This window comes from Streptococcus pseudopneumoniae (assembly GCF_001076775.1).
Classification (GTDB): Bacteria; Bacillota; Bacilli; order Lactobacillales; family Streptococcaceae; genus Streptococcus; species Streptococcus pseudopneumoniae_G.
The window spans coordinates 69,436-90,881 of sequence record NZ_JVGV01000020.1; the positions used below are offsets into that span (position 1 = coordinate 69,436).

Below are 21,446 nucleotides of genomic sequence, written 5' to 3' on the forward strand. Positions count from 1 at the left end.
ATTATACCATAAAAAACATCCGACTTGCGACCTATTTTTAAATTTTTTTGACTTTTTTCGTCATTTTCGTACTTTTTTCTTGACAAAATGAAATTTACAGCCATTCTTGATATTTCTTGATATAGATTTTTTTCACAATTGTCACACTAATCATATACAAAATAATGATGAAAAGTAAAAAGATGAAATAAATCGATTTTAAAGGAGTTAGATGGAGAAGGCTAGCTAGTGGACTGTAGGGAAGGAAGGTCACAAAGGCTGCAGCCAATAGGGTTGTCACAAGGACTAGCCAAGCTGGACGACTTTGTAAAAAGGGAATTTTGGCTGAACGCAGCATATGGATAACCATGGTCTGTGACCACATGGACTCGATAAACCAACCTGTCTGAAACAAGACAATAAATCCTACAGCAGACTCCGCTCCATGGACATAGGCTTGACCTGTCGTCATGGGTACAATGATAAAATAGAGCAAAATAAAGGTCAAAATGTCAAAGGCAGAAGAGATAGGCCCCATCCAAACCATGAAACGTGTGATGGACTTAGCTTCCCATATATGCGGATTTCTCAAAAAATCTTTATCCACCTTGTCAAAAGGCAAGGCAATACAAGACAAATCATAGACTAGATTTAGGATAATCAAATGGACTGGAGCCATCGGTAAAAATGGTAAAAAGATTCCAGAAACCAAAAGGGATAAGATATTCCCAAAATTAGAACTCACTGTCATTTTGATATATTTGGTCATATTGGCATAGACCTTACGCCCTTCAACAAGTCCTTTTTCAAGTACCATGAGATCCTTATCAAGTAGGATAACATCAGCTGTTTCTTTGGCAATATCTACTGCTGTATCAACAGAAATCCCCACATCTGCAACTTTCATAGAAGGAGCATCATTGATCCCATCTCCCATATAGCCAACAGCATGACCATTAGCCTTAAATTGCAAAATAATCCTCGCTTTTTGGTCAGGTGAAAGCTTGGCAAAGACTGTTACCTCCTCTACGGCTTGAGCCAATTCTTGATCACTCATCTGGTCAATTTCAGACCCTAACAGCATCTGATTGATATCCAAACCAACCTTTTCACAGACTGCTTGGGTAACTTTTTCGTTGTCTCCCGTCAAAATCTTTGTTTGAACCCCATGTTCTAACAGAGCCTTAATTGCTGGTGCTGCAGATGGTTTAGGAGGATCTAGGAAGGCTAAATAACCAGTTAGAATCATATCCCCTTCGTCATCAACTGTATAGGCATGGCCTTCCCTCAAACCTGACTTATAGGCCACTCCCAAGACACGCAAACCTTGTTGATTTAGTTGTCTGACTTCTGCTAAAATTTCTTCTCTAATAACATCTGTCAAGGGAGTAATCACTCCTTGGTATTCCGCATAACTGGAAATCGTCAACATCTCCTCTAGGGCACCCTTGGTTACCAAACTAACAACTTCGTGTTCATCCTTAACGATAACACTCATCCGTCTACGTTCAAAATCAAAGGGAAGCTCATCTATTTTTTGAAAAGTTTGAGCCAGATTTTGCAAGAGGGCGTGTTCTTTTGCTTCCTTTTCAGTCCGTTTGATGATGGCTCTGTCCATCAAATTTTTCAAGCCCGTTTGAAAATAAGAATTGAGATAAGCTCGTCTCAAGACGGTCAAATCCAAGCGTCCGTGGATGTCCAAGGGATATTCAAGGACAATTTCGTCTTGGGTTAGAGTTCCTGTCTTATCTGTACACAAAATATCAATCGCCCCTAAGTCCTGTATGGCATTGAGTTTCTTGATAACCACTTTTTCCTTGGCCATAATGATGGAGCCTTTTGCTAGACTGGCCGTGATAATCATAGGAAGCATCTCAGGTGTAAGCCCAACACCAACACTCAAAGCAAATACGCCAGCTTCCAACCAGTCGCCATCTGTTAAACCATTGGACAAGAAAACGATGGGCACCATGACCAGCATCAAACGAATCAAGAGCCACGAAATACTATTCATTTCTCGCTCAAACGAAGTAGGCTCGTCATAGGTGTTCAAAGTCTGCTCAATGGCCCCCATCATGGTATCATCACCAACCGCCAAAACCACGGCCTTAGCACTACCAGACAAGACATTGGTTCCCATAAAGGCGAGCGCTTCTGCTTCCAGCAGACTATCAGATTGTTGAACTGTTGCCTTGGTCAAGGCCAATTTTTCAACCGATTCACTTTCACCTGTCAAGCCCGACTGTTGTACAAAGAAATCGCGCGACTCAAATAAAAGAAGATCTGCTGGAATCATGTCTCCAGCGCTTAATTTAACCACGTCACCTACTACCAAATCATCGATAGGTACTTCTTGGATTTCTCCTTGACGAATGACAGTCGCTGTGTTGACAATCATTTTTGATAGATTGGTCGCAGCCTTATCACTACGGAGTTCTTGGACAAAGCGTATGCCACCAGAAATGAGGACTAGGACAACGATGATAATGGAAGTTGTCGGATCTTCTTGACCTGGTTTTGCCAACCAGACATTGGTCACCAAGGAAATCATGGCGATGACCAGCAAGATGATGGTAAAAGGATTGATAATGGATTCGTAAATCTTTTTGAGGATACTGTCTTCTTGACCCTTTGTGATGGTATTTTCGCCATATAGGTCACGATTTTTCTCCACCTGCTCCTCAGTCAAGCCTGTTAGACTTGTCTTATAAAAAGATAGAGTTTCGTTTAAAGATGTATGAATAGCTGTTGCTAATCTTTCTTTTGTAGTTTTCATTGGTTTCTCCTATCTGTATGAATGATGTGTTTCATACACAGAGACCAATCACTTTATAAGGGTAGAACGACACAAATCAGCGATTGGCTGTGTATGTGCGGTTCCGGATGATCGTCAATTTGCATCGTCTATCTCCTTTCTTTGATTTAAACAGTAGAAAATCCCACCATAAAATGGCAGGATTAAAAAACTAATTATCTGTTTTTCGTTCAAGCTTTAACTCCATAGGGCAATGTAATGAGCTTAGTCTTGGCCTTCGCGACCAGGACTGTTGACCAACGAGTAGTGTCTCCACTGCTTTGCGGTAGTCATCCGTATCCCTATGGTAGCCTCACCTACCGTTTTCGTCTTTCAGTATAAACCTTTAAAATTTAAAAGTCAATCATCTGAGTTGTTTAATTCTTAGATAACTATCAACTCTTTTGGAGCTAGGGTCAACAATTCACAACCTGTCTCTGTAATCAGGATATCATCCTCAATACGAACGCCATATTTGCCTTCGATGTAGATACCTGGTTCATCGGTCAAGGCCATACCTGCCTTAATAGTTTCTGTAGAAGTTTGGCTAAAGTAAGGCTCTTCATGAATATCCAGCCCAATACCGTGTCCGATACCGTGGGTAAAGTAGTCGCCATAGCCTGCTTCAATGATAATATCACGAGGAATTTTGTCAAAGTCACGGAAACCTAAGCCAGCCTTAGCTTGGTCAATCAAGGCTTGGTTGGCTTTGAGAACCGTATTGTAAATCTCTGCCTGCTCATCACTGACGTGTCCCAAGTAGATAGTCCGGGTCATATCACTGACATAGTGGTCATAAAGGCAACCGAAGTCCATAGTAACGGCTTCTCCTAGTTCCACTGGTTTGTGCATAGGATGAGCATGAGGTTTGGAAGAGTTGATACCACTAGCTAGAATAGTGTCAAAAGATAAGCCAGATGCTCCCAACTCACGCATACGGAAGTCAAGGAAGTTGGCAATTTCAATTTCAGTTTTTCCTGGCTTAATAAAGTCAAGCGCATCGCGGAAAGCTTGGTCTGAGATAGAACAAGCCTTGCGAATCGCTGCAATCTCTGCCTCATCCTTAATCATTCGAAGACCTTCAACAAACTGAGTTTGTGGAAGCAAGTCAATTCCTTCAAAGGCTACCTGCATACGGTGGTAATAAGATACTGAAATCTCATCCTCAAAACCGATTCGAGACAAGCCCATATCCTTAACAATGCCTGCAATGACAGCCAATTCATCACGATCAGCCACAATCTCAAACCCACTGGTTTCTTGCTTAGCTGCAATGATATAGCGAGAGTCTGTCACCAAGACCTGACGGTCACGGCTGATGAAGACTGTTCCGTTTGAGCCCCAAAAACCAGTCAAATAATAGACGTTTTTAAGGTTATTGATGATGATGCCATCTAGTTCTTTTTCTTGCATTTTAGCTAGAAATGCTTGTACACGTTTATTCATGATGTAACTTTCCTTTCAAATAGTGTCCTGTGTAGCTGGCTTCATTGGCCGCTACTTCTTCTGGAGTTCCTGTTGCGATGATGGTTCCACCACCGACACCGCCCTCAGGTCCCAAGTCAATAATATGGTCTGCAGTCTTAATAACGTCTAGATTGTGCTCAATGACGAGGACTGTATTGCCATCGTCTACAAAGCGAGCTAAAACCTTAAGCAAGCGAGCGATATCCTCGGTATGAAGACCTGTCGTCGGCTCATCCAGAATGTAGAAAGATTTTCCTGTCGATCGTTTGTGGAGTTCACTAGCCAGCTTCATACGCTGGGCTTCTCCCCCAGAAAGGGTGGTAGCTGGTTGCCCTAGCGTCACATAGCCCAGTCCCACATCCTTGATGGTCTGAAGTTTGCGTTGAATTTTCGGAATGTGTTGGAAAAATTCTACCGCATCGTTGACCGTCATATCCAAGACCTGCGAGATATTCTTTTCCTTGTAGTGAACTTCAAGGGTTTCACTGTTATAGCGGGTTCCGTGGCAAACTTCACAAGCCACATAAACATCTGGCAAGAAGTGCATCTCGATCTTGATAATCCCGTCACCTGAGCAAGCTTCACAGCGACCACCCTTGACGTTGAAACTGAAACGACCCTTCTTGTAGCCTCGAATCTTGGCTTCGTTTGTCTGAGCAAAAAGGTCACGTATATCGTCAAAAACTCCTGTATAGGTAGCAGGGTTGGATCTCGGCGTTCGTCCGATAGGGCTCTGGTCAATATCAATCAAACGATCAACATTCTCAATCCCTGTCATCGTTTTAAACTTACCAGGCTTATCTGAATTGCGGTTAAGCTTCTGAGCAATAGCTTTTTTGAGAATGCTATTGATTAGGGTCGATTTCCCTGAACCCGATACCCCTGTCACCGCGATGAATTTTCCTAGTGGAAAGCGAGCTGTGACATTTTGCAAGTTGTTCTCACGCGCTCCTGTCACTTCGATAAAACGACCATTTCCGGCACGGCGCTCTGTTGGCACTGGAATAGCACGTTTGCCTGACAAGTACTGGCCTGTGATAGACTTGCTATTGCGAGCAACCTGCTTGGGCGTACCTGCAGCGACAATCTCTCCACCAAAAACACCTGCACCGGGACCAACGTCAATCAGATAATCCGCCTCACGCATGGTATCTTCGTCATGTTCCACTACTATGAGAGTATTACCCAAATCACGCATCTTTTTGAGACTGGCAATCAGACGGTCATTATCCCTCTGGTGAAGACCGATTGACGGCTCGTCTAGAATATAAAGGACACCTGATAGGTTAGAACCAATCTGGGTTGCCAAGCGAATACGCTGACTTTCCCCACCTGAAAGGGTTCCTGCTGAACGAGACAGAGTCAAATAGTTAAGACCCACGTTATTAAGGAAGGTCAAACGATCCTTGATTTCCTTGAGAATAGGCCGAGCAATGATGGCTTCATTTTCAGACAAGGTCAGCTGGCTCACCAATTCCAAGTGGTCTGCGATAGACAGGTCTGAAATTTCTCCGATATGTGGCCCTTGCTCGCCACCTACACGGACAGACAAGGCCTGATCATTAAGACGATAGCCACGACAGGTTCCGCAGGTCAGCTCATTCATGTAGAGACGCATCTGGGTGCGGGTGTAGTCACTATTGGTCTCATGGTAGCGACGTTTAATATTATTGACAACTCCCTCAAAAGGAATGTCAATATCGCGCACACCACCAAATTCATTCTCATAGTGGAAATGGAATTCCTTGCCATCTGAGCCGTAGAGAATCAAGTTCTTATCTTCTTCTGACAAGTCCTCAAAAGGCTTATCCATATCCACTCCAAAGGCTGTCATGGCTTGTTCCAGCATATTTGGATAGTAGTTGGATGAGATAGGATTCCAAGGTGCCAAGGCTCCCTCGCGTAGCGTTTTGCTGGCATCTGGCACTACCAAATCAGTATCCACCTCCAGCTTGATGCCTAAGCCATCACACTCACTACAAGAACCAAAAGGAGCATTGAATGAGAAGAGACGAGGCTCTAACTCTGGAACAGTAAAGCCACAAACTGGACAGGCATAATGCTCAGAGAAGAGCAACTCAGAGTCGTCCATGGTGTCGATAATGACATAGCCTTCTGAGATACGAAGGGCTGCCTCAATGGAATCAAAGAGACGACTACGAATACCCTCCTTGATGACAATACGGTCAACCACGACATCAATATTGTGTTGCCTGCTCTTAGACAACTCTGGCACTTCGGTCACATCATAGACTTCCCCATCCACACGGACACGAACATAACCGTCTTTCTGAATTTTTTCAATAACGCTCTTGTGCTGTCCTTTTTTCTTACGGATAACTGGGGCTAAGATTTGCAGACGTTGGCGTTCTGGCAACTCCAAAACCTTATCCACAATTTGCTCCACAGAAGAAGCCTTGATAGCTCCATGCCCGTTGATACAGTAAGGCATCCCCACACGTGCGTAGAGGAGACGCAGATAGTCATTGATTTCAGTCGTGGTTCCCACCGTCGAGCGAGGGTTTTTGCTAGTCGTTTTCTGGTCGATGGAAATAGCTGGGCTGAGGCCATCAATGGCATCTACATCAGGCTTCTCCATATTTCCCAAAAACTGACGAGCATAGGCTGACAAACTCTCCACATAGCGGCGTTGCCCCTCAGCATAGAGGGTATCAAAGGCCAGACTGGATTTCCCTGAACCTGACAAACCTGTCACAACAACCAGCTTGTCTCTTGGAATCTCCACATCAATATTTTTTAAATTATGGGCACGCGCCCCATGAATGACAATTTTATCTTGCATTTTTGTTCTTTCTAGTCCATTATTGCTTACCATTATACCAAAAAAAGTGAGATTCTATTACCCAAAAGGCCGATTTTGTAGTATAATCAAGAACTGCTTATTTTATGTTTCTTTGGGGCTTCCTAACCCGTATATCACGCGCTTTTTAACAAAAATCACTAATATTACTTTTCACTACTTGCTCCCCCAAAGTACGCAAAAAGGGGAGCAAAAAAGCCCCACAAAAGGGCTAAGATTTGACGAGTTCAGCAGGCAAGAAACTAGCACGGTCAAACGTGCTTTTTTTATTGCTGGTTGCTGATAGGTATATTATACCATGAAGCGCGTGGTTTATAAGATTATGACCTCACAAAAGCCCCCAGATTCGTTTCTAAGGGCTTGTAGTTTGTCCGTGGTGTTTTAGTTGTCCAGTACGAAACAAAGCAAAATAGGGGGCGAATATGAAGCCTACGCCTACAATTGCCAACATTTATGCTTCTAATTCTTGTAGTAAGGTTAAATCTAAACCATCAAGGTCAAAATCTATGTTTAAATCGATGTCTATATCCATGTTTAAATCTATCTCCATATCTTCTAATTGGATATTCTCCAAATCAATCAAAAAATCTTCAATCATGTCATCCCCCCTCACTTAAATCTCAACATTTCTCAACAAAACACCACCGACGCCTACTTATATGCCTCTAGCTCTCCGTTCTGGTGGATTCTCGCAAAGTTTAAGACGGCTATCTGTTTGTATCGGTGGTAGCTAGTGGAGCTAGTACCTGCCATCTCTACGCATTCACTCATTGTTTTCTTCCTCATGTAGTAATAATGGATAATAAAGTATTTTCTGGCTTGCTTGTTCTCTATGCTATTGATGTCTTGGGCGAATATTTCCAACCCCTCACGGATTGCCTTTTCATGCTTGCTAGTCAAATTCCACTGATCAGGTAAGACAAGTTTCCAAGTCTCTTCGTCTATTGTAACTTGGTTTTCACTCCCGGCCATCCTCTGGAAACGTAGAAAGTAAGTCATCCGCTCTCTAACGTTCATCATCGTTTTAAAGTTATCCAGCTCCATTAGTTCGCTCCTTCCACCTTGCTCAAGTGTTCTATAGCTTCCTGCTTTACTCGATATACTGTAGTCTTTGATTTATCTATTTCCTCAGCAACCTGCCAAGCGTCTAGATTATTCAAATAAAAAAGTCTTAGAACAGAACGCTCAAGCGGATTGACCAACTTATCAATCAGCCTAGATATTTCCATTCTCTCTTCAGTAAGTCGCTCAATCCTCTGAAGCGTATCCTCTTTTAGTTTTAGAACACTTATAAGATTGTTCTCTGTCTTGTTCTCTCTGCTTGCCTGTACCCTGCTATGGCTTAGTATTGGCTTTTTGATAATACCACCTTCCAGGGCCTCCAATTCCAAATATAAGCCTTTGATTTCCTTGCTTATCCACTTAACGCCCTCTAGTTTTTCTTTTACCTGCTCTGGTGTCATACCTCGGCCTCCTCTATGATATAATATTTTTATCGGATATATCACAAAGGAGTCAGCCCTGTGCTGGCTTTTTTTGCATTTTCTCGGCGTTCGCTCGGAGTTCAAATATCTGCACCTTTACCATTCCTCGGGTTCGCTAAACATACTTTTAGGCAAGCCACAAACTGAAATTAAATACTGACAAGCGTTGTAATCTACCCAAAGCGCCCCATCTTCAGAATGGTGGAAATACTTGTCTGGTAGCGTTCCAAGGTATGCACCATTTTTATATATAGACACCCCACCTTTTAGGCTTGGTAACAATCCGGTATATCCTCTGCGTAGTCCATGCTTCAAAGCGTTGCTATTGCCATATTTGGGCTTTCTATTGCCCTTGTTGCCTTTTGCTACTTGATTGCCCGGCAAAAATCTCCCTCGGCTATCGCGTTCCATATTTCCCCCTTCTACGGTGTTCGTTTGGTAAATTGCAACTACTTCACTATCTCCCCCTATATGGAAAAACCCAAAACTATTGACTTGTTAACAAAAAGGGGATTGCTCCCCTGTGTTTACTGACCAGAATAATCAGCAAGTCCTTTATATTCGCCCTCTACGTCCAACTTTTGGAGTAGGTTAATGCTTTCATTACCCAACATTTTCAACGTACCAAAAGCAGTCATAGAATCCATAGGGATAGGCTTATCAGAAAGCAAGCGATCAGCATAGTCTAATAGTTCCAGCTCGTAATCTGTGACCTTATTCAGCAAGCTCTCAAAGTCCTCTGACTCCTTGAGTTGGAGCACGCGCTCCCGTTTATAACGTTCTTCAAATGCTTCATCGTCCACTGGTTGGTTGTAGTAGTCTTTAAAACTGTCACAAATACGCTTGAAGGTCTTGTTCAGTTTGTTATCCTCCACATACTCAGCTACAAGCGTCCCTTTATCCTTGTGAGTTATTGAAATAGATGGTACTTCATAAGTTCCAGTCATATATCCCAGTAGCGCGTGACCTGCTACCATAGCAGTATCTAGGTCTTTAAATTCGTAAGTGAAAGTAAATGTTTTGGCTTTGTCTGAAAATGTTTTTAGTGTCATGTTGTTTTTCCTCTTTCTGTTTTAAGGTAAATTATGTAAAATACCTTGTTTTTGCCATTTTTATCTATGTTTTTTATACACTTAGAAAAAGTTTTATACACTTTATTTTTGAAGTGTATAAAATTAAAAGCCTGTCATATCAAGGGTTTAAGCCCTGTTTTATACGCTTTATACACTTTATACACTAGTTTATATAATTTACAGGAATTATAGTGCTTAATACTGTAAAAGAAAAAACCTGCCGTATAAAGTGTATAAGTGTATAAAGTCCTTGGCGCTCTAAGGGTTGCAAGTATAACACTTTTTTATCAAGTGTATAAAGTGTATAAAGTTATTGCTTCTTTTTTGCTTTACCATTAAAGTATCCCCGTTCATTTCTAGCTTTTCTCCGTTGCTCTGGCTTTTCCCTACCGTTAAAATATGGATGTGCGTAAGGCGCTGTATCTTCATGCGGATAGAAACCAGAATGAAGTTGTCTCCCTGATGGTATTACTTTCTGGCCTGTGGTTATCCAACTTGGTAGATTACTTTTTATCTCTCGATGCAACCCCATTTCTGTCTTGTGTAGTTTCACCCCATAATATTCCGTAAATCCTTTCCAGTTATGGAAAACAAAACTATTAGGCAAAAACTCACTTGATAGTTCATCAGTAAAGAATGAAGATACAAAAGCGATAACTGGGTTGTTATCCTCATGGTATTCTTGCAAAATCTCCTTTGATTTCTCTGGTGTGATGTCCTTTGTCGGTGTTTCAAGGGCTAGGCGTGTGAGATACTCTAATACTTCTTTCCTGTTGATGTAGTCGTCTTTAATTGCCTTGTTTGGTTTCCCTTTAAAGACCTTGGTAAATGGTAGAATCTTAAACCGCCTGTCAATCGCTGACCTGTCCCCGTTCATTCTTGGTAAGCCGTTGGATGACTGGATAATAGTCATATTCAAGCGTAAACTATAGGGGCGCTTCCCTTTGTCCTCTATAGTCATAATGTCCCCAGTCGCAAGGCTAAACATATTTGACGTATCTTTAATAACTGCATCCTTTTGTACGTCGTCCCCAATAACCAGACTCTTACCTAACAGAATGGAGGTAGAAAAACGGCTTTTATCGAACTCAGTCATCTTGAGACTTGCAACGTTCTCCATGCCTACTAGATTAATAAGTAACTGCTGAAAAGTTCCTTTACCAGTCCCACCCTCGCCATAAAGCCAAAAGATATTTTTTAGGGTTCTACCTGTGATACTTGCTTTAATAATCTGGATAGCTAGGTTATATAATTCTTGATCATTGTCAAATAATTCAGCAAGCCACTTGCTGGGCTTCCAACCGTGTATAGTAGGCTCATAGGCTTCTGGGTCGTACCTTGTACGGATTTTTCTAGTTACAATAATGCTAGGTGTTAAAGGTTCAAACGTTTCCTTACTAGCGTTATATAGCTGGTTTCCGATAACCGTATAATCATTTTGGATAGACTTCAACGGGCTACGTCTAGCGATTTTGTAAATCGTATCAAAGGCTTGTTTTTCTGTCGTATCAGGTTGAATGGTTGAGATTAAATCTTGAAGTAACTCGTTATCTTCTAACCAAATCCCCTTATCAGGATGATAGAAATACAAGGGCGCTTTCTGTCCCTGCACTTCTGGTCTGATTCTCACAAATCGGATATACTTTCTAAGAAAGTCAGCAACCTCCAAAGATTTAGATGGTCTATCTTCCCCAAGATTCTTACATACGTTGAATAAAAAGCCTTGTACCCCTTTAAAGGTTGTCAGATAGCTTTCTGATTCTTCTATTACCTTAATGGGTTCACGTTGCTGATTCTCTTCAATGATTTTATTTACAATGTCGTCACTATTCAAAAGCCACCTCCTTATAGAATTTTGTCGCTACTTCTAGGAAATAGCTTGCTAGGTCTTTACGCTTGACGATTGTAGAAAACAAGTCCACCAGCTGACTAAAACTGTAGCCATTCACAAATAGCAAGCGGACAAATAGAGAAGTCTCGTACCTGGTATAAATGCCGTTACAAATCAGGTCGAAAATCCAGCCTTTCAACTCCATGCCAAGCCCCTGCCGTTGCTCGGTCAATTTGTTTACCTCTAAATCTTTCAGAATCATCAGCAAGTCAGGACTGGCCAAACCTATCTCTAAATCTCTGGTCAGTTCCCAGCCCTCTGCTTCCTCGTTTTCGTCTTTAACTGCCACATACAAACCTTTGTAGTGGAAAGCCGTCAAGCCCTCGCCTATTGGCTCAAAGTAGATAAATTTGTAATGTTCCCCATTCTTCCATACTTGAGTAGGATTTGACTTGAGAAAGCCAAACAAAGGCAATTTGTCAGCGGATAGAATTAACTCCAGCACCCTCATTCATCCACCCCCATAAACTTCATCAAGTCAGAAATTCTATAATAGATTTTCCTAGTATCTTCTAGTGGGGGCTGGTATCGTCTTAGCCCTGCTTTTTCCCACTTTTGGAGCGTCAAATATTTTATATCTAACTCGTCCATGACTTCCTGAGCTGATATTAAGCCTGTCAGTCGTGGTTTGAGTCTGTCACGCGCTTCAAGGTATCTTTCCACTACCTCCAGAATGCCATGCGCTAAGTCTTGCTCACTTTCTCGGCTTAGGCTAAACATATCCACCCACCTCCTTCAAGGTTTCTTTGTAGCTTTCTAGGTCGCTGTTCATCAACACTGCTAGTCTCTTGCTCTCCTCCTGTACTTGGTTGTAAAATGCCTTAGCGCCATCTAGTAGTTCGCCTTTATTCGCTGGGATAAAGTACCCACTAAAAATACCACATCTAACCCCCACAATAGGGATGTTATGCTTGACTACTAGGCGCTTGATGATGTCACGTACTGTTCTTTCTGTTAGCTTAGTTATAAGGCTGATTTCTGCCCCTGTTATGGAGTTCTCAGCCCCTACCTTGATTAGTCTTAATACTCGTTTGTCATTCTCTGATAGACTCATTCAGTTCCTCCGTAAACTCTTACCCCTGCAAGCTGGATATAACGCCCATAATCAGGGCTTAAATCCTCGCTAGGTGTTTCTATCGTCTGTTGGTTTTCTCGCTCAAATTGGGCGCTTTTTTTGCGGTCTCGGTGGTTTAGATAAAGCAATATGCCAATCGATACCACGGTAACAAAAATCGCCTGTATGTTGGTTAAATCTAGTTCGTTCATGTTATGCCCTCGCCTTATAGTTCTTGATAAATTCCGCTTGTTTAGGTTGTTCCATATTCAGCAAGTCGTCTTCGGCTTGTGCCATTTCTTTAATATCTTTAGTCATGGTATGCCTCCAGCTCTTTAGCGTCGTCATTGTTCAAAAGCAAAAAGGCTATTTCATTTAGACGATCGTATAGCTTTTCATTCTGGGCGTATGCTGTATCAGTGTATTTTTTAGCAAGCCATAAGAACATGGTTGTATCTTTCTGTAGTGCAAACTCAAGCCCTTCAAGAGCTAGGTTATTCATTTCTAAAACATTCATGATGTCGGTTAATTCGTTCCCTAATTCTGCTAGTTTCTTAGCCGATAATAGAACTTGTTGGCTTGATGTTGCTTTTTTTGTTGTCATGTTTTTTACCTCTTTTTCTATCTTTTTATACTTGCCACGATGGCTTTTTAATACTTTTTTCTTGCCTACAGCCTCACGCTCTCGGTCGCCAAACTTCTGAGCGTGGGGCTTTTTGAGTTGTTTCTTATAGACGATATCTTCACGCTCAGAGTCGCCAAATTGAAAGCGTGAGAAAGTACCAGTTTAAAGAGTTGGCGCTCTCCGTATGGTCAAATTGCCCTAAATATGCTATAATCTAGGTATAAATCTTTACTAAAACCTTTTTGATAATGGCTTGCCTGCTTTTTGTTAAATTCGTTTTAGTGTTAGTGTGAAAGGCTTTGCTGATTGGTCTCGGTAAGCCTTTTTTGTTGCAATCACGCGCTTCTTTGGCGTGTATTTTTATTTCTGAATGCCATAGCCTTGATTTCTTGGTAACTCATATTCAAGCCAATCATAGCTATTACCATGTCCTCAAATGCCTGGTATTGCTCCAGCTCGTCACTTGTCAAGCTATCAATGCCATTGTAGCCCCCACGTTCTTCCCTTAACTGCTTAGCGTTCCTGTCGGTTACTGCCTTCAGTAGCAGGTTGTTCATGGTGCTATGTGCATGCTTTGGTGCATTAGGCCATGTCTCAATACTGTCATGCAAGGTTTTTCTTTTTGGCTTTTCTAGCGCTCTCTGCATACGAAACTTAGAAAGTTCCTCACGCATTTCAAAGAATGCTTTGACCAGGTTCATCTTAAAACGCCTTACAGGTTCGGTATTCTTTAGATAAGTAATCAGCAAGGTCGCTTGTTGCTCATTCAAGCGATAGATTTTCATCGGTCTCCCTCGCCCGTCTAATTTACGCATTTCAAATGCGATAATTCCGTAGCTTTCAAAATCAGCTTTATGCTTCCTTAAAAGTTCTTGTATTGTGTGATGAGTGACTCCAGCACATTCAGCGATGATCTCACTCGTAGTATACGGCTCTTTTTTACCGTCCATATAGACTAATTCCATTGGCTTACTCCAATCTTTACTTTTGCATACTTTTTGTTTAAAAAAATATATCTTCAATAGTGATATCTGGAAACATTGGTAATAGCAATTTTTTGAAAGCTATTTTCTCAGTATCCGTAAATGAGCAACGCCCTGTTTCTTTGTTGTAGTATGTTTGCTTTGTCATACCTAATTTTTTTCCTAGCTCTGCTTGGGTTAGCCCCAACATATTTCTGTAGCCTTTAATTTTATATTTTGGCAATCTCATCACCTCCTTTACTTTTGCATACCTTAATTGTAACCAATATTTTTTAAAAAGTCAATACTTTTCTTTACTTAAAAACAAAAAATAGTTATAATTTAAATACGAGGTAAAAAAATGGAAGTGAATAATATTGAAGTAGGAAACCGAATTAAAAGTATTAGGCTTGATCAAGGTGCAACTATGGAGGAATTTGGTAAAGCATTTAATACCAGTAAGGGGACTGTTAATAATTGGGAAAAGGGGCGTAATTTGCCTAACAAAGAAAATTTGTTAAAAATAGCAAAACTAGGAAATCTTAGCGTTGAGCAACTATTATATGGCAGTTCTGCTAGAAGTCGATATAACTGGGACTATATCCTAGATTACATGGAAAAAACTAGAGAAGAGCTCGATGAAGAAGCTTTTGAAAATACCAAACAAGCTATCGATAGTGCATTTTTTATCCGATTAGACTTGAATGATATTATAAATCTATATAACTATAATCTCCGAAATCCTATTCCTGTTAAGGATTTAAACGGTATGAAAAAATTCTACGAATCACAGGCCAATTTCTTAGAAGAATATATTTCTAGTCTTGACTATACAGAGAATAATATGGATATGATCATGGATTTGGAAATTGAAGCTAACTTTAATCGAAGATATATAGACAGAATTGACCGATATCAAAAAACGGGGATTTGGGCAGAAGACTATCTAAAAGAGTTAGAAAAATTCAAGCAAAGCCAAGAGAATTGAACAATAGCAACAAAAAAAAGGTAAGTCAATACCCTTACCTTTAACCAATCTAATATAATCAACCTAATTGAACCAGATGGAGCTGGTGTTAACTCTCTACACACTATAGAGGACGCTCCCGATAAGATGATTACAACATCATTATACCACTCTTGCATTTAAAAAGCGACTTACACCATACCCACGCGCCACAATGCTCAACAATCCTGAAGCGCGTGGATTCTCGTGGTTCGCTCAAACTTCAAGCCTATATAAGCCCCATATCTACTAATTTTTTTGATGTCAACAAATGTCAACCACTTACAATGTTTTAGAAAGGATCTCATGAACGAATTACAATTTTTAATCTATACCGCTGACAACGATAGCGAGACAGCTAGTGTCATCATCAAAGGCGAAACGATTTGGGCTAGTCAGAAAGAAATGGCTAGACTTTTCGATGTCGGTGTTCCTGCAATTAGTAAGCACTTAAAAAATATCTTTGAAGAGGGAGAATTAGAAGAAAAGGTGGTTGTTTCCAAAATGGAAATAACCACAAAACACGGTGCAATTGCTGATAAAACCCAAACTAAGGATGTCAGCTACTACAACCTTGATGCCATCATTTCAGTTGGTTACCGTGTCAATTCCCAAAAAGCTACGAGATTTAGACAGTGGGCTACTTCGGTACTTCGTGAGTACATGATAAAAGGGTTCGCCATGGATGACAACCGTCTGAAACAAGGCGAAAACTTGCTGGAAAAAGACTATTTCCGTGAGCTGTTGGAGCGCGTGCGCTCTATCCGGGCTAGTGAACGCCGTATATGGTTACAGATTACAGATATTTTTGCTGAAATCTCTATCGACTATGACCCACAAAGTACGTTGACTAAGCAATTCTATGCTGATGTACAGAATAAGTTTCATTATGCAATCACTGGCCAAACTGCTGCGGAAATTATCTACACGAAAGCTGACCACACAAAAGACAACATGGGACTTACAACATGGAAAAACTCCCCTAATGGCCGCATACTGCAAGCAGATACTCAAATAGCAAAGAATTACCTAACAGAAAAACAGATCCGTTCCCTTGAAAGAGGAATATCTAGCTATTTTGATTACCTGGAAAGACAGATAGAACAGCGAAAAGCTCAGACAATGCAACAACTAGCCCAAAGCATTGACCGCTTTTTGACTTTCCAAGAATACGATATTTTAGAAGGTCATGGGAAAATCACTTCCAAGGTTGCGAAAGATAAAGCAAAAGCAGAATACCAACTATTCAACAAAACTCAAAAGATAAACTCGGACTTTGAAAAAACTTTAAAACAACTAACTGACGATAAAAAACTTTAAATACAGGCCTGTTTACTATAAACAAGCCCATATTAGCCTCATATCCGCCTTGTTTCCAACTCTGGTATTATTTACCGCCTGACTCTTTAAAATCGAATACAGGGCAAACTGTGAAGCCCTGGCATGATATAAACCACAATCTAAAACCTTTTTAATAATAGCTTGCCTGCTGATGTATTTTAGAAAGGTTTATCATCATGAAAATAACTGAAGTTATAAAAAAAGACGGTAGCAGAGTCTATCGTGCTAATGTATATCTAGGAATTGACCAAGTAACAGGAAAGAAAGTTAAAACTAAGGTAACGGGGCGGACACAAAAGGAAGTTAAGCAGAAAGCTACTCAAGAAAAAATTGCTTTTCAAAAAGCAGGATCTACTAGACAAAAGGCTAGCACCATAAAAAACTATCAAGAATTAGCTAATCTCTGGTTAGAAAGTTATAAGAATACGGTTAAGCCAAACACTCAAGGCAATGTTAGAAAGTTAATTGATAATCATATATTGCCTATTTTTGGGGCTTACAAGCTCGATAAGCTCACTACTCCACTTATCCAGTCTATTATCAACGAACTTGCTGACAAGACCAATAGAAGGGAAAAAGGGGCTTTTCTACACTATGACAAGATACATGCTTTAAACAAACGTATCTTACAGTATGGCGTAACCATGCAAGCTATACCGTCCAATCCTGCGCGTGATGTGGTTTTACCTCGTAACACTCAGAAAGCAAAGCGCCGAAAGGTAAAACACTTTGAAAATCCAGAATTAAAAAAGTTTCTTGCTTATCTCGATAATTTAGATAGCGATAGATATCGTTATTACTATGAGACGACGCTCTATAAGTTCCTATTGGCTACTGGTTGCCGTATCAATGAGGCTCTAGCGCTTAGCTGGTCTGATATTGACTTAGATAATGCCGTTGTGCATATTACCAAAACACTAAATCGGGATCTAGAAATCAATAGCCCAAAATCTAAGGCTAGTTATCGGGATATAGATATAGATCAAGCGACTGTTAGCATGCTGAAGCAGTACAAACTACGACAAACTAAAGAGGCTTGGAAGATAGGGCAACGTGAAAGCGTGGTATTTTCGGATTTCATTCATGACTATCCTAGCAGTTCAAGACTTAAAAGAAGATTGCAAACACATTTTAAGCGTGCTGACGTTCCTAACATTGGCTTTCACGGATTCCGTCACACTCACGCTAGTCTCTTGCTTAACTCTGGAATACCATACAAGGAACTCCAGTACCGCCTAGGTCATTCCACTTTATCAATGACCATGGATATATATAGCCACCTCTCCAAAGAGAACGCAAAAAAAGCAGTATCATTCTACGAAACTGCACTAAAAGCACTATAGGGGGAGCAAAAAGGGGAGCAAATTCAAAAATCAACATTTCAAGACAAAGTAAAAATCCAATAGCAACAGGATTTTTGTTAGATTTATTTTGAAAAAGGCCGATTTTGTAGTATAATAGTACGGTGTGAAAAATCTGAAAAATGAGAAAGGATAAGGGATATGAAACAAGTTTTTCTCTCTACAACAACTGAATTTAAAGAGATCGATACACTTGAACCGGGTACTTGGATCAATCTCGTCAATCCGACTCAAAATGAATCACTCGAAATCGCTAACGCCTTCGATATCGATATTGCCGACCTTCGAGCACCGCTCGATGCGGAAGAAATGTCTCGTATTACGATTGAAGACGAGTACACCCTGATTATCGTTGACGTGCCGGTCACAGAAGAAAGAAATAACCGCACCTACTACGTAACCATCCCGCTTGGTATTATTATCACAGAGGAAACCATTATCACTACTTGTTTGGAACCATTACCGGTCCTCGATGTCTTTATCAACCGTCGATTGCGTAATTTCTATACCTTCATGCGTTCGCGTTTTATCTTTCAGATTCTTTATCGCAATGCAGAGCTTTACCTAACAGCCCTTCGTTCGATTGATCGTAAGAGTGAACAGATTGAAAGTCAACTGCATCAATCAACTCGAAATGAAGAATTGATTGAGCTCATGGAATTGGAAAAAACCATCGTCTATTTCAAGGCCTCCCTCAAAACAAATGAGCGTGTGATTAAGAAATTGACCAGCTCAACCAGCAATATCAAGAAATACCTTGAGGACGAAGACCTGCTTGAAGACACCCTGATTGAAACCCAACAGGCCATCGAGATGGCAGACATTTATGGAAACGTCTTGCATTCTATGACAGAGACCTTCGCCTCTATCATTTCTAACAACCAGAACAACATCATGAAAACCTTGGCCCTTGTGACCATCGTCATGTCCATCCCAACCATGGTCTTTTCTGCCTACGGGATGAACTTTAAGGATAATGAAATCCCCCTAAACGGCGAGCCAAATGCCTTCTGGTTAATCGTCTTTATCGCCTTTGCTATGAGTGTCTCGCTCACTCTCTATCTCATCCATAAAAAATGGTTCTAAGAGGAGTTCCTATGTCTCAGATTGATCTACAAAAATTAACAAAGAAAAACCAAGAGTTTGTCCACATTGCTACCCAACAATTCATCAAAGATGGAAAAACAGATGCTGAAATCAAGGCTATTTTTGAGGAAGTTATTCCCCAAATCCTTGAAGAGCAAGCCAAGGGTACGACTGCTCGTTCCCTCTATGGCGCACCGACCCACTGGGCGCACAGCTTCACTGTCAAGGAACAATATGAAAAAGAGCATCCAAAGGAAAATGATGATCCAAAACTCATGATTATGGACTCGGCTCTTTTCATCACTAGCCTCTTTGCCCTCGTCAGCGCCCTCACAACCTTCTTCTCAGCAGATCAAGCTATCGGTTACGGTTTGATTACCCTCCTATTAGTTGGACTGGTTGGTGGATTTGCCTTCTACTTGATGTACTACTTTGTTTACCAATACTATGGACCTGATATGGACCGAAGTCAACGTCCACCTTTCTGGAAATCTGTACTGGTTATCCTAGCTTCTATGTTCCTTTGGTTGCTTGTCTTCTTTGCAACAAGCTTCCTACCAGCTAGCCTTAACCCAGTACTTGCTCCATTGCCACTAGCTATTATTGGAGCAGCCCTCCTAGCCCTTCGCTTCTATCTCAAGAAACACTTGAACATCCGCAGCGCAAGTGCAGGACCAACACGTTACTAAGAAAAGGAAAGAGCTATGGCATATAGTCAATCTTTAGCTCAGCAGATTCGAAAAATTCTAGCGCTCAAACTTCCTCCCCAAATTTTCGAAGAAGAGCTAGAAGAAAAGAAGCTGTTTGGTGGCCTGGCCTTTATGATTCGTGGTAAAATGGTCCTTACTGTCAGTTCCAGAAAGGATGAACTGGTTATGGTCAGAATTGGCAAGGAAATGGAGAAGCAAGTTCTACCCCGAACAGGAGCTCATACTACATTGATGAGGGGGCGCCTTTATCATGGGTATATAGACTTAGATATAGAAGGCCAAAAAGAATTGCCTTACTGGATTGATTTGGCTCTCTCCTATAATCAAGAGTTGACCAAGTAACTCATATCTAGCGAGATTACTGATTAGAAAACGAAAAGCAACTGCAATGTACTGACCCCAAAAAGTTAGACAATTAATTTATCCGAAGGATTTAGTTCTGTATTGCACAGGACTGAGTCCTTTTAGTTTTACCTTAATTCGTTTATTGTTGTAGTAATCAATATAGTCTACAATGGCTTGTTCCAATTGGTTGAGCGACTCAAATGACTTCTCATAACCATAAAACATCTCCGATTTCAGAATACCAAAGAAAGATTCCATCATGCCGTTGTCTGGGCTGTTACCTTTACGTGACATGGATGCTTGAATTCCCTTACCCTCTAGAAACTGATGATAAGAATCGTGTTGATATTGCCAGCCTTGGTCACTATGGAGAATCGTATTCTCGTAGCGCTTCTCTGTGAATGCTTGTTCCAACATTGTTTTTACTTGTTCTAAGTTGGGTGAAGTTGAAAGATTATAGGCGATAATTTCGCTATTAAAGCCATCTAAAACTGGTGATAAGTAAAGCTTTTGAGCGCTTGCTGGAATGGCAAATTCTGTCACGTCCGTATAACACTTTTCCATTGGTTTAGCTGCTTCAAATTGGCGTTGAATAAGGTTGTCTGCTTTCTTGCCAACATCTCCTTTATGAGAAGAATACTTGCGTTTCTTGCGGATTCTAGCTTGTAAATTGAGCACTTTCATCAAGCGTTGAACTCTTTTATGATTGACCACATAACCACGATTTCTTAATTCTAAATGGATTCGACGATAGCCGTAATTTCCTTTTTGTTCGGTAAAAATAGCTTGAATTTCAGCTTTAAGCTTTTGATCCTTATCTGGTTTGTCTAGCTGTTTCAAATGATAGTAGTAGGTCGAACGAGCGAGTTTAATGGTTTTTAGAAGAATATCTAACGAAAAATCAGTGATTAATTCTTGAACAATTTCTGTCTTTCTTCTTTCTCTTTTTCCTCCTTCAAGCGGAGTTCTCTCAACTTTTTTAGGACAGCATTCTCCGCTCTCAGATACTCGTTTTCTGCTTGAAGTCGTTCTAACTCTGTCATCTCTTCGGGTTTCTTCTTTGGTTTACGTCCCATTTTAGGTACTCTCCCTCTTGTTTTCTCAACAATAGTATACCCGTTTTTCTTGTATTGTGCCATCCAATTTGGAAGCATACCACGATTTGGGAGAGCATATTCGAGAGAAACTCTATCTTGAGACCAGTTTTCATGTAGGACTTTATCAATCATTTCTTGTTTTAATTCAGGAGAATAGTAACGATTTTTTTCTTTTTTGACGAACTCTATTCCATAACGATCAATCAATTTAATCATGTACCTAATATTAGAATTGTTTATCCCAAATTTATTTGAAAGCTTCTCTAAGCTATATCCTTGTTTTCTAAGTTCATAGATCTGAACTTTATCATCATAAGTTAATTTCATAATAAAAACACCCCAAAAGTTAG

23 protein-coding genes and 1 riboswitch are annotated in these 21,446 nt (G+C 40.7%); of the genes, 6 read left to right on the forward strand and 17 right to left on the reverse strand.

The features are described from left to right. Positions 1-94 precede the first annotated feature (94 nt). From mgtA to ADJ60_RS05855, 16 genes are all read right to left on the reverse strand, one after another. Positions 95-2,755: a magnesium-translocating P-type ATPase gene (gene mgtA / locus ADJ60_RS05785; RefSeq protein WP_000858854.1), complete on the reverse strand. Its 2,661-nt coding sequence runs from the start codon at positions 2,753-2,755 to the stop codon at positions 95-97. Positions 2,756-2,949: 194 nt separating this feature from the next. Continuing rightward, positions 2,950-3,100, reverse strand: a riboswitch (M-box (ykoK) riboswitch). A 57-nt stretch (positions 3,101-3,157) separates the two neighbouring features. Continuing rightward, complete coding sequence (locus tag ADJ60_RS05790; RefSeq protein WP_049543967.1) at positions 3,158-4,219, reverse strand: M24 family metallopeptidase; 1,062 nt, start codon at positions 4,217-4,219, stop codon at positions 3,158-3,160. Next, positions 4,212-7,043, reverse strand: a complete 2,832-nt coding sequence (gene uvrA / locus ADJ60_RS05795; RefSeq protein ID WP_049543968.1) for an excinuclease ABC subunit UvrA — start codon at positions 7,041-7,043, stop codon at positions 4,212-4,214. Before uvrA ends, ADJ60_RS05790 begins: the two co-directional genes overlap by 8 nt. A 469-nt stretch (positions 7,044-7,512) precedes the next feature. Then, entirely contained in the window at positions 7,513-7,659 is a 147-nt protein-coding gene (locus ADJ60_RS11635; protein ID WP_180374977.1) for a hypothetical protein, read from the reverse strand. Between the two features lie 53 nt (positions 7,660-7,712). Next, a complete protein-coding gene (locus tag ADJ60_RS05800; protein WP_049543969.1) occupies positions 7,713-8,105 on the reverse strand; it encodes a transcriptional regulator in 393 nt (130 codons plus the stop codon). Beyond that, complete coding sequence (locus ADJ60_RS05805; protein ID WP_049543971.1) at positions 8,105-8,524, reverse strand: DUF1492 domain-containing protein; 420 nt, start codon at positions 8,522-8,524, stop codon at positions 8,105-8,107. The genes ADJ60_RS05800 and ADJ60_RS05805 overlap by 1 nt, the downstream gene beginning before the upstream one ends. 117 nt (positions 8,525-8,641) lie before the next feature. Further along, the gene (locus ADJ60_RS05810; protein ID WP_049543972.1) at positions 8,642-8,956 is read right to left on the reverse strand and encodes a hypothetical protein; all 315 of its coding nucleotides are present in this window, start codon (positions 8,954-8,956) and stop codon (positions 8,642-8,644) included. Between the two features lie 116 nt (positions 8,957-9,072). Next, positions 9,073-9,597: a hypothetical protein gene (locus ADJ60_RS05815; RefSeq protein ID WP_049543973.1), complete on the reverse strand. Its 525-nt coding sequence runs from the start codon at positions 9,595-9,597 to the stop codon at positions 9,073-9,075. 331 nt (positions 9,598-9,928) lie between these two features. After that, positions 9,929-11,452, reverse strand: coding sequence for a DNA primase family protein (locus ADJ60_RS05820; protein WP_049543974.1), 1,524 nt, complete (start codon positions 11,450-11,452; stop codon positions 9,929-9,931). After that, positions 11,445-11,960 (reverse strand): hypothetical protein, encoded by a 516-nt coding sequence (locus ADJ60_RS05825; protein WP_049543975.1) that lies wholly within the window; start codon positions 11,958-11,960, stop codon positions 11,445-11,447. Before ADJ60_RS05825 ends, ADJ60_RS05820 begins: the two co-directional genes overlap by 8 nt. Further along, positions 11,957-12,229 (reverse strand): hypothetical protein, encoded by a 273-nt coding sequence (locus tag ADJ60_RS05830; RefSeq protein ID WP_049543976.1) that lies wholly within the window; start codon positions 12,227-12,229, stop codon positions 11,957-11,959. The genes ADJ60_RS05825 and ADJ60_RS05830 overlap by 4 nt, the downstream gene beginning before the upstream one ends. Further along, positions 12,222-12,563 carry a DNA-binding phage protein gene (locus tag ADJ60_RS05835; protein ID WP_049543979.1) on the reverse strand — a complete coding sequence of 114 codons (342 nt, stop codon included), beginning with the start codon at positions 12,561-12,563 and terminating at the stop codon, positions 12,222-12,224. Before ADJ60_RS05835 ends, ADJ60_RS05830 begins: the two co-directional genes overlap by 8 nt. Next, complete coding sequence (locus ADJ60_RS05840; protein ID WP_049543980.1) at positions 12,560-12,775, reverse strand: hypothetical protein; 216 nt, start codon at positions 12,773-12,775, stop codon at positions 12,560-12,562. Before ADJ60_RS05840 ends, ADJ60_RS05835 begins: the two co-directional genes overlap by 4 nt. A gap of 98 nt (positions 12,776-12,873) precedes the next feature. After that, positions 12,874-13,167, reverse strand: coding sequence for a hypothetical protein (locus ADJ60_RS05845; RefSeq protein WP_049531945.1), 294 nt, complete (start codon positions 13,165-13,167; stop codon positions 12,874-12,876). Between the two features lie 356 nt (positions 13,168-13,523). Beyond that, positions 13,524-14,153: a Rha family transcriptional regulator gene (locus ADJ60_RS05850; protein ID WP_049543981.1), complete on the reverse strand. Its 630-nt coding sequence runs from the start codon at positions 14,151-14,153 to the stop codon at positions 13,524-13,526. Between the two features lie 37 nt (positions 14,154-14,190). Next, on the reverse strand, positions 14,191-14,361 hold the full coding sequence (locus ADJ60_RS05855) for a helix-turn-helix transcriptional regulator (protein WP_239682354.1): 171 nt from the start codon (positions 14,359-14,361) through the stop codon (positions 14,191-14,193). A gap of 150 nt (positions 14,362-14,511) precedes the next feature. On the opposite strand from ADJ60_RS05855, the gene ADJ60_RS05860 reads away from it, so the two are divergent. The 6 genes from ADJ60_RS05860 (at position 14,512) to ADJ60_RS05885 (ending at position 19,996) form a co-directional block, all read left to right on the forward strand. Next, positions 14,512-15,138, forward strand: coding sequence for a helix-turn-helix domain-containing protein (locus tag ADJ60_RS05860; RefSeq protein ID WP_049543985.1), 627 nt, complete (start codon positions 14,512-14,514; stop codon positions 15,136-15,138). A 324-nt stretch (positions 15,139-15,462) separates the two neighbouring features. Next, positions 15,463-16,476 carry a virulence RhuM family protein gene (locus ADJ60_RS05865; protein ID WP_049543987.1) on the forward strand — a complete coding sequence of 338 codons (1,014 nt, stop codon included), beginning with the start codon at positions 15,463-15,465 and terminating at the stop codon, positions 16,474-16,476. A gap of 197 nt (positions 16,477-16,673) precedes the next feature. Beyond that, a complete protein-coding gene (locus ADJ60_RS05870; RefSeq protein WP_049543988.1) occupies positions 16,674-17,840 on the forward strand; it encodes a tyrosine-type recombinase/integrase in 1,167 nt (388 codons plus the stop codon). Positions 17,841-17,999: 159 nt separating this feature from the next. Further along, positions 18,000-18,944, forward strand: coding sequence for a magnesium transporter CorA family protein (locus ADJ60_RS05875; protein ID WP_000815623.1), 945 nt, complete (start codon positions 18,000-18,002; stop codon positions 18,942-18,944). Between the two features lie 11 nt (positions 18,945-18,955). Beyond that, entirely contained in the window at positions 18,956-19,633 is a 678-nt protein-coding gene (locus ADJ60_RS05880; protein WP_049543990.1) for a DUF1129 domain-containing protein, read from the forward strand. A 15-nt stretch (positions 19,634-19,648) separates the two neighbouring features. Further along, positions 19,649-19,996, forward strand: a complete 348-nt coding sequence (locus ADJ60_RS05885; protein WP_000331824.1) for a hypothetical protein — start codon at positions 19,649-19,651, stop codon at positions 19,994-19,996. 78 nt (positions 19,997-20,074) lie between these two features. Here the strand turns inward: ADJ60_RS05885 and ADJ60_RS11090 are convergent. Beyond that, positions 20,075-21,423 (reverse strand): IS3 family transposase gene (locus ADJ60_RS11090; RefSeq protein WP_152907437.1). Its coding sequence is split into 2 segments (ribosomal slippage): positions 20,075-20,982 and positions 20,982-21,423, totalling 1,350 coding nucleotides; the frame shifts between segments, so codons are not numbered across the junction. Positions 21,424-21,446 lie beyond the last annotated feature (23 nt).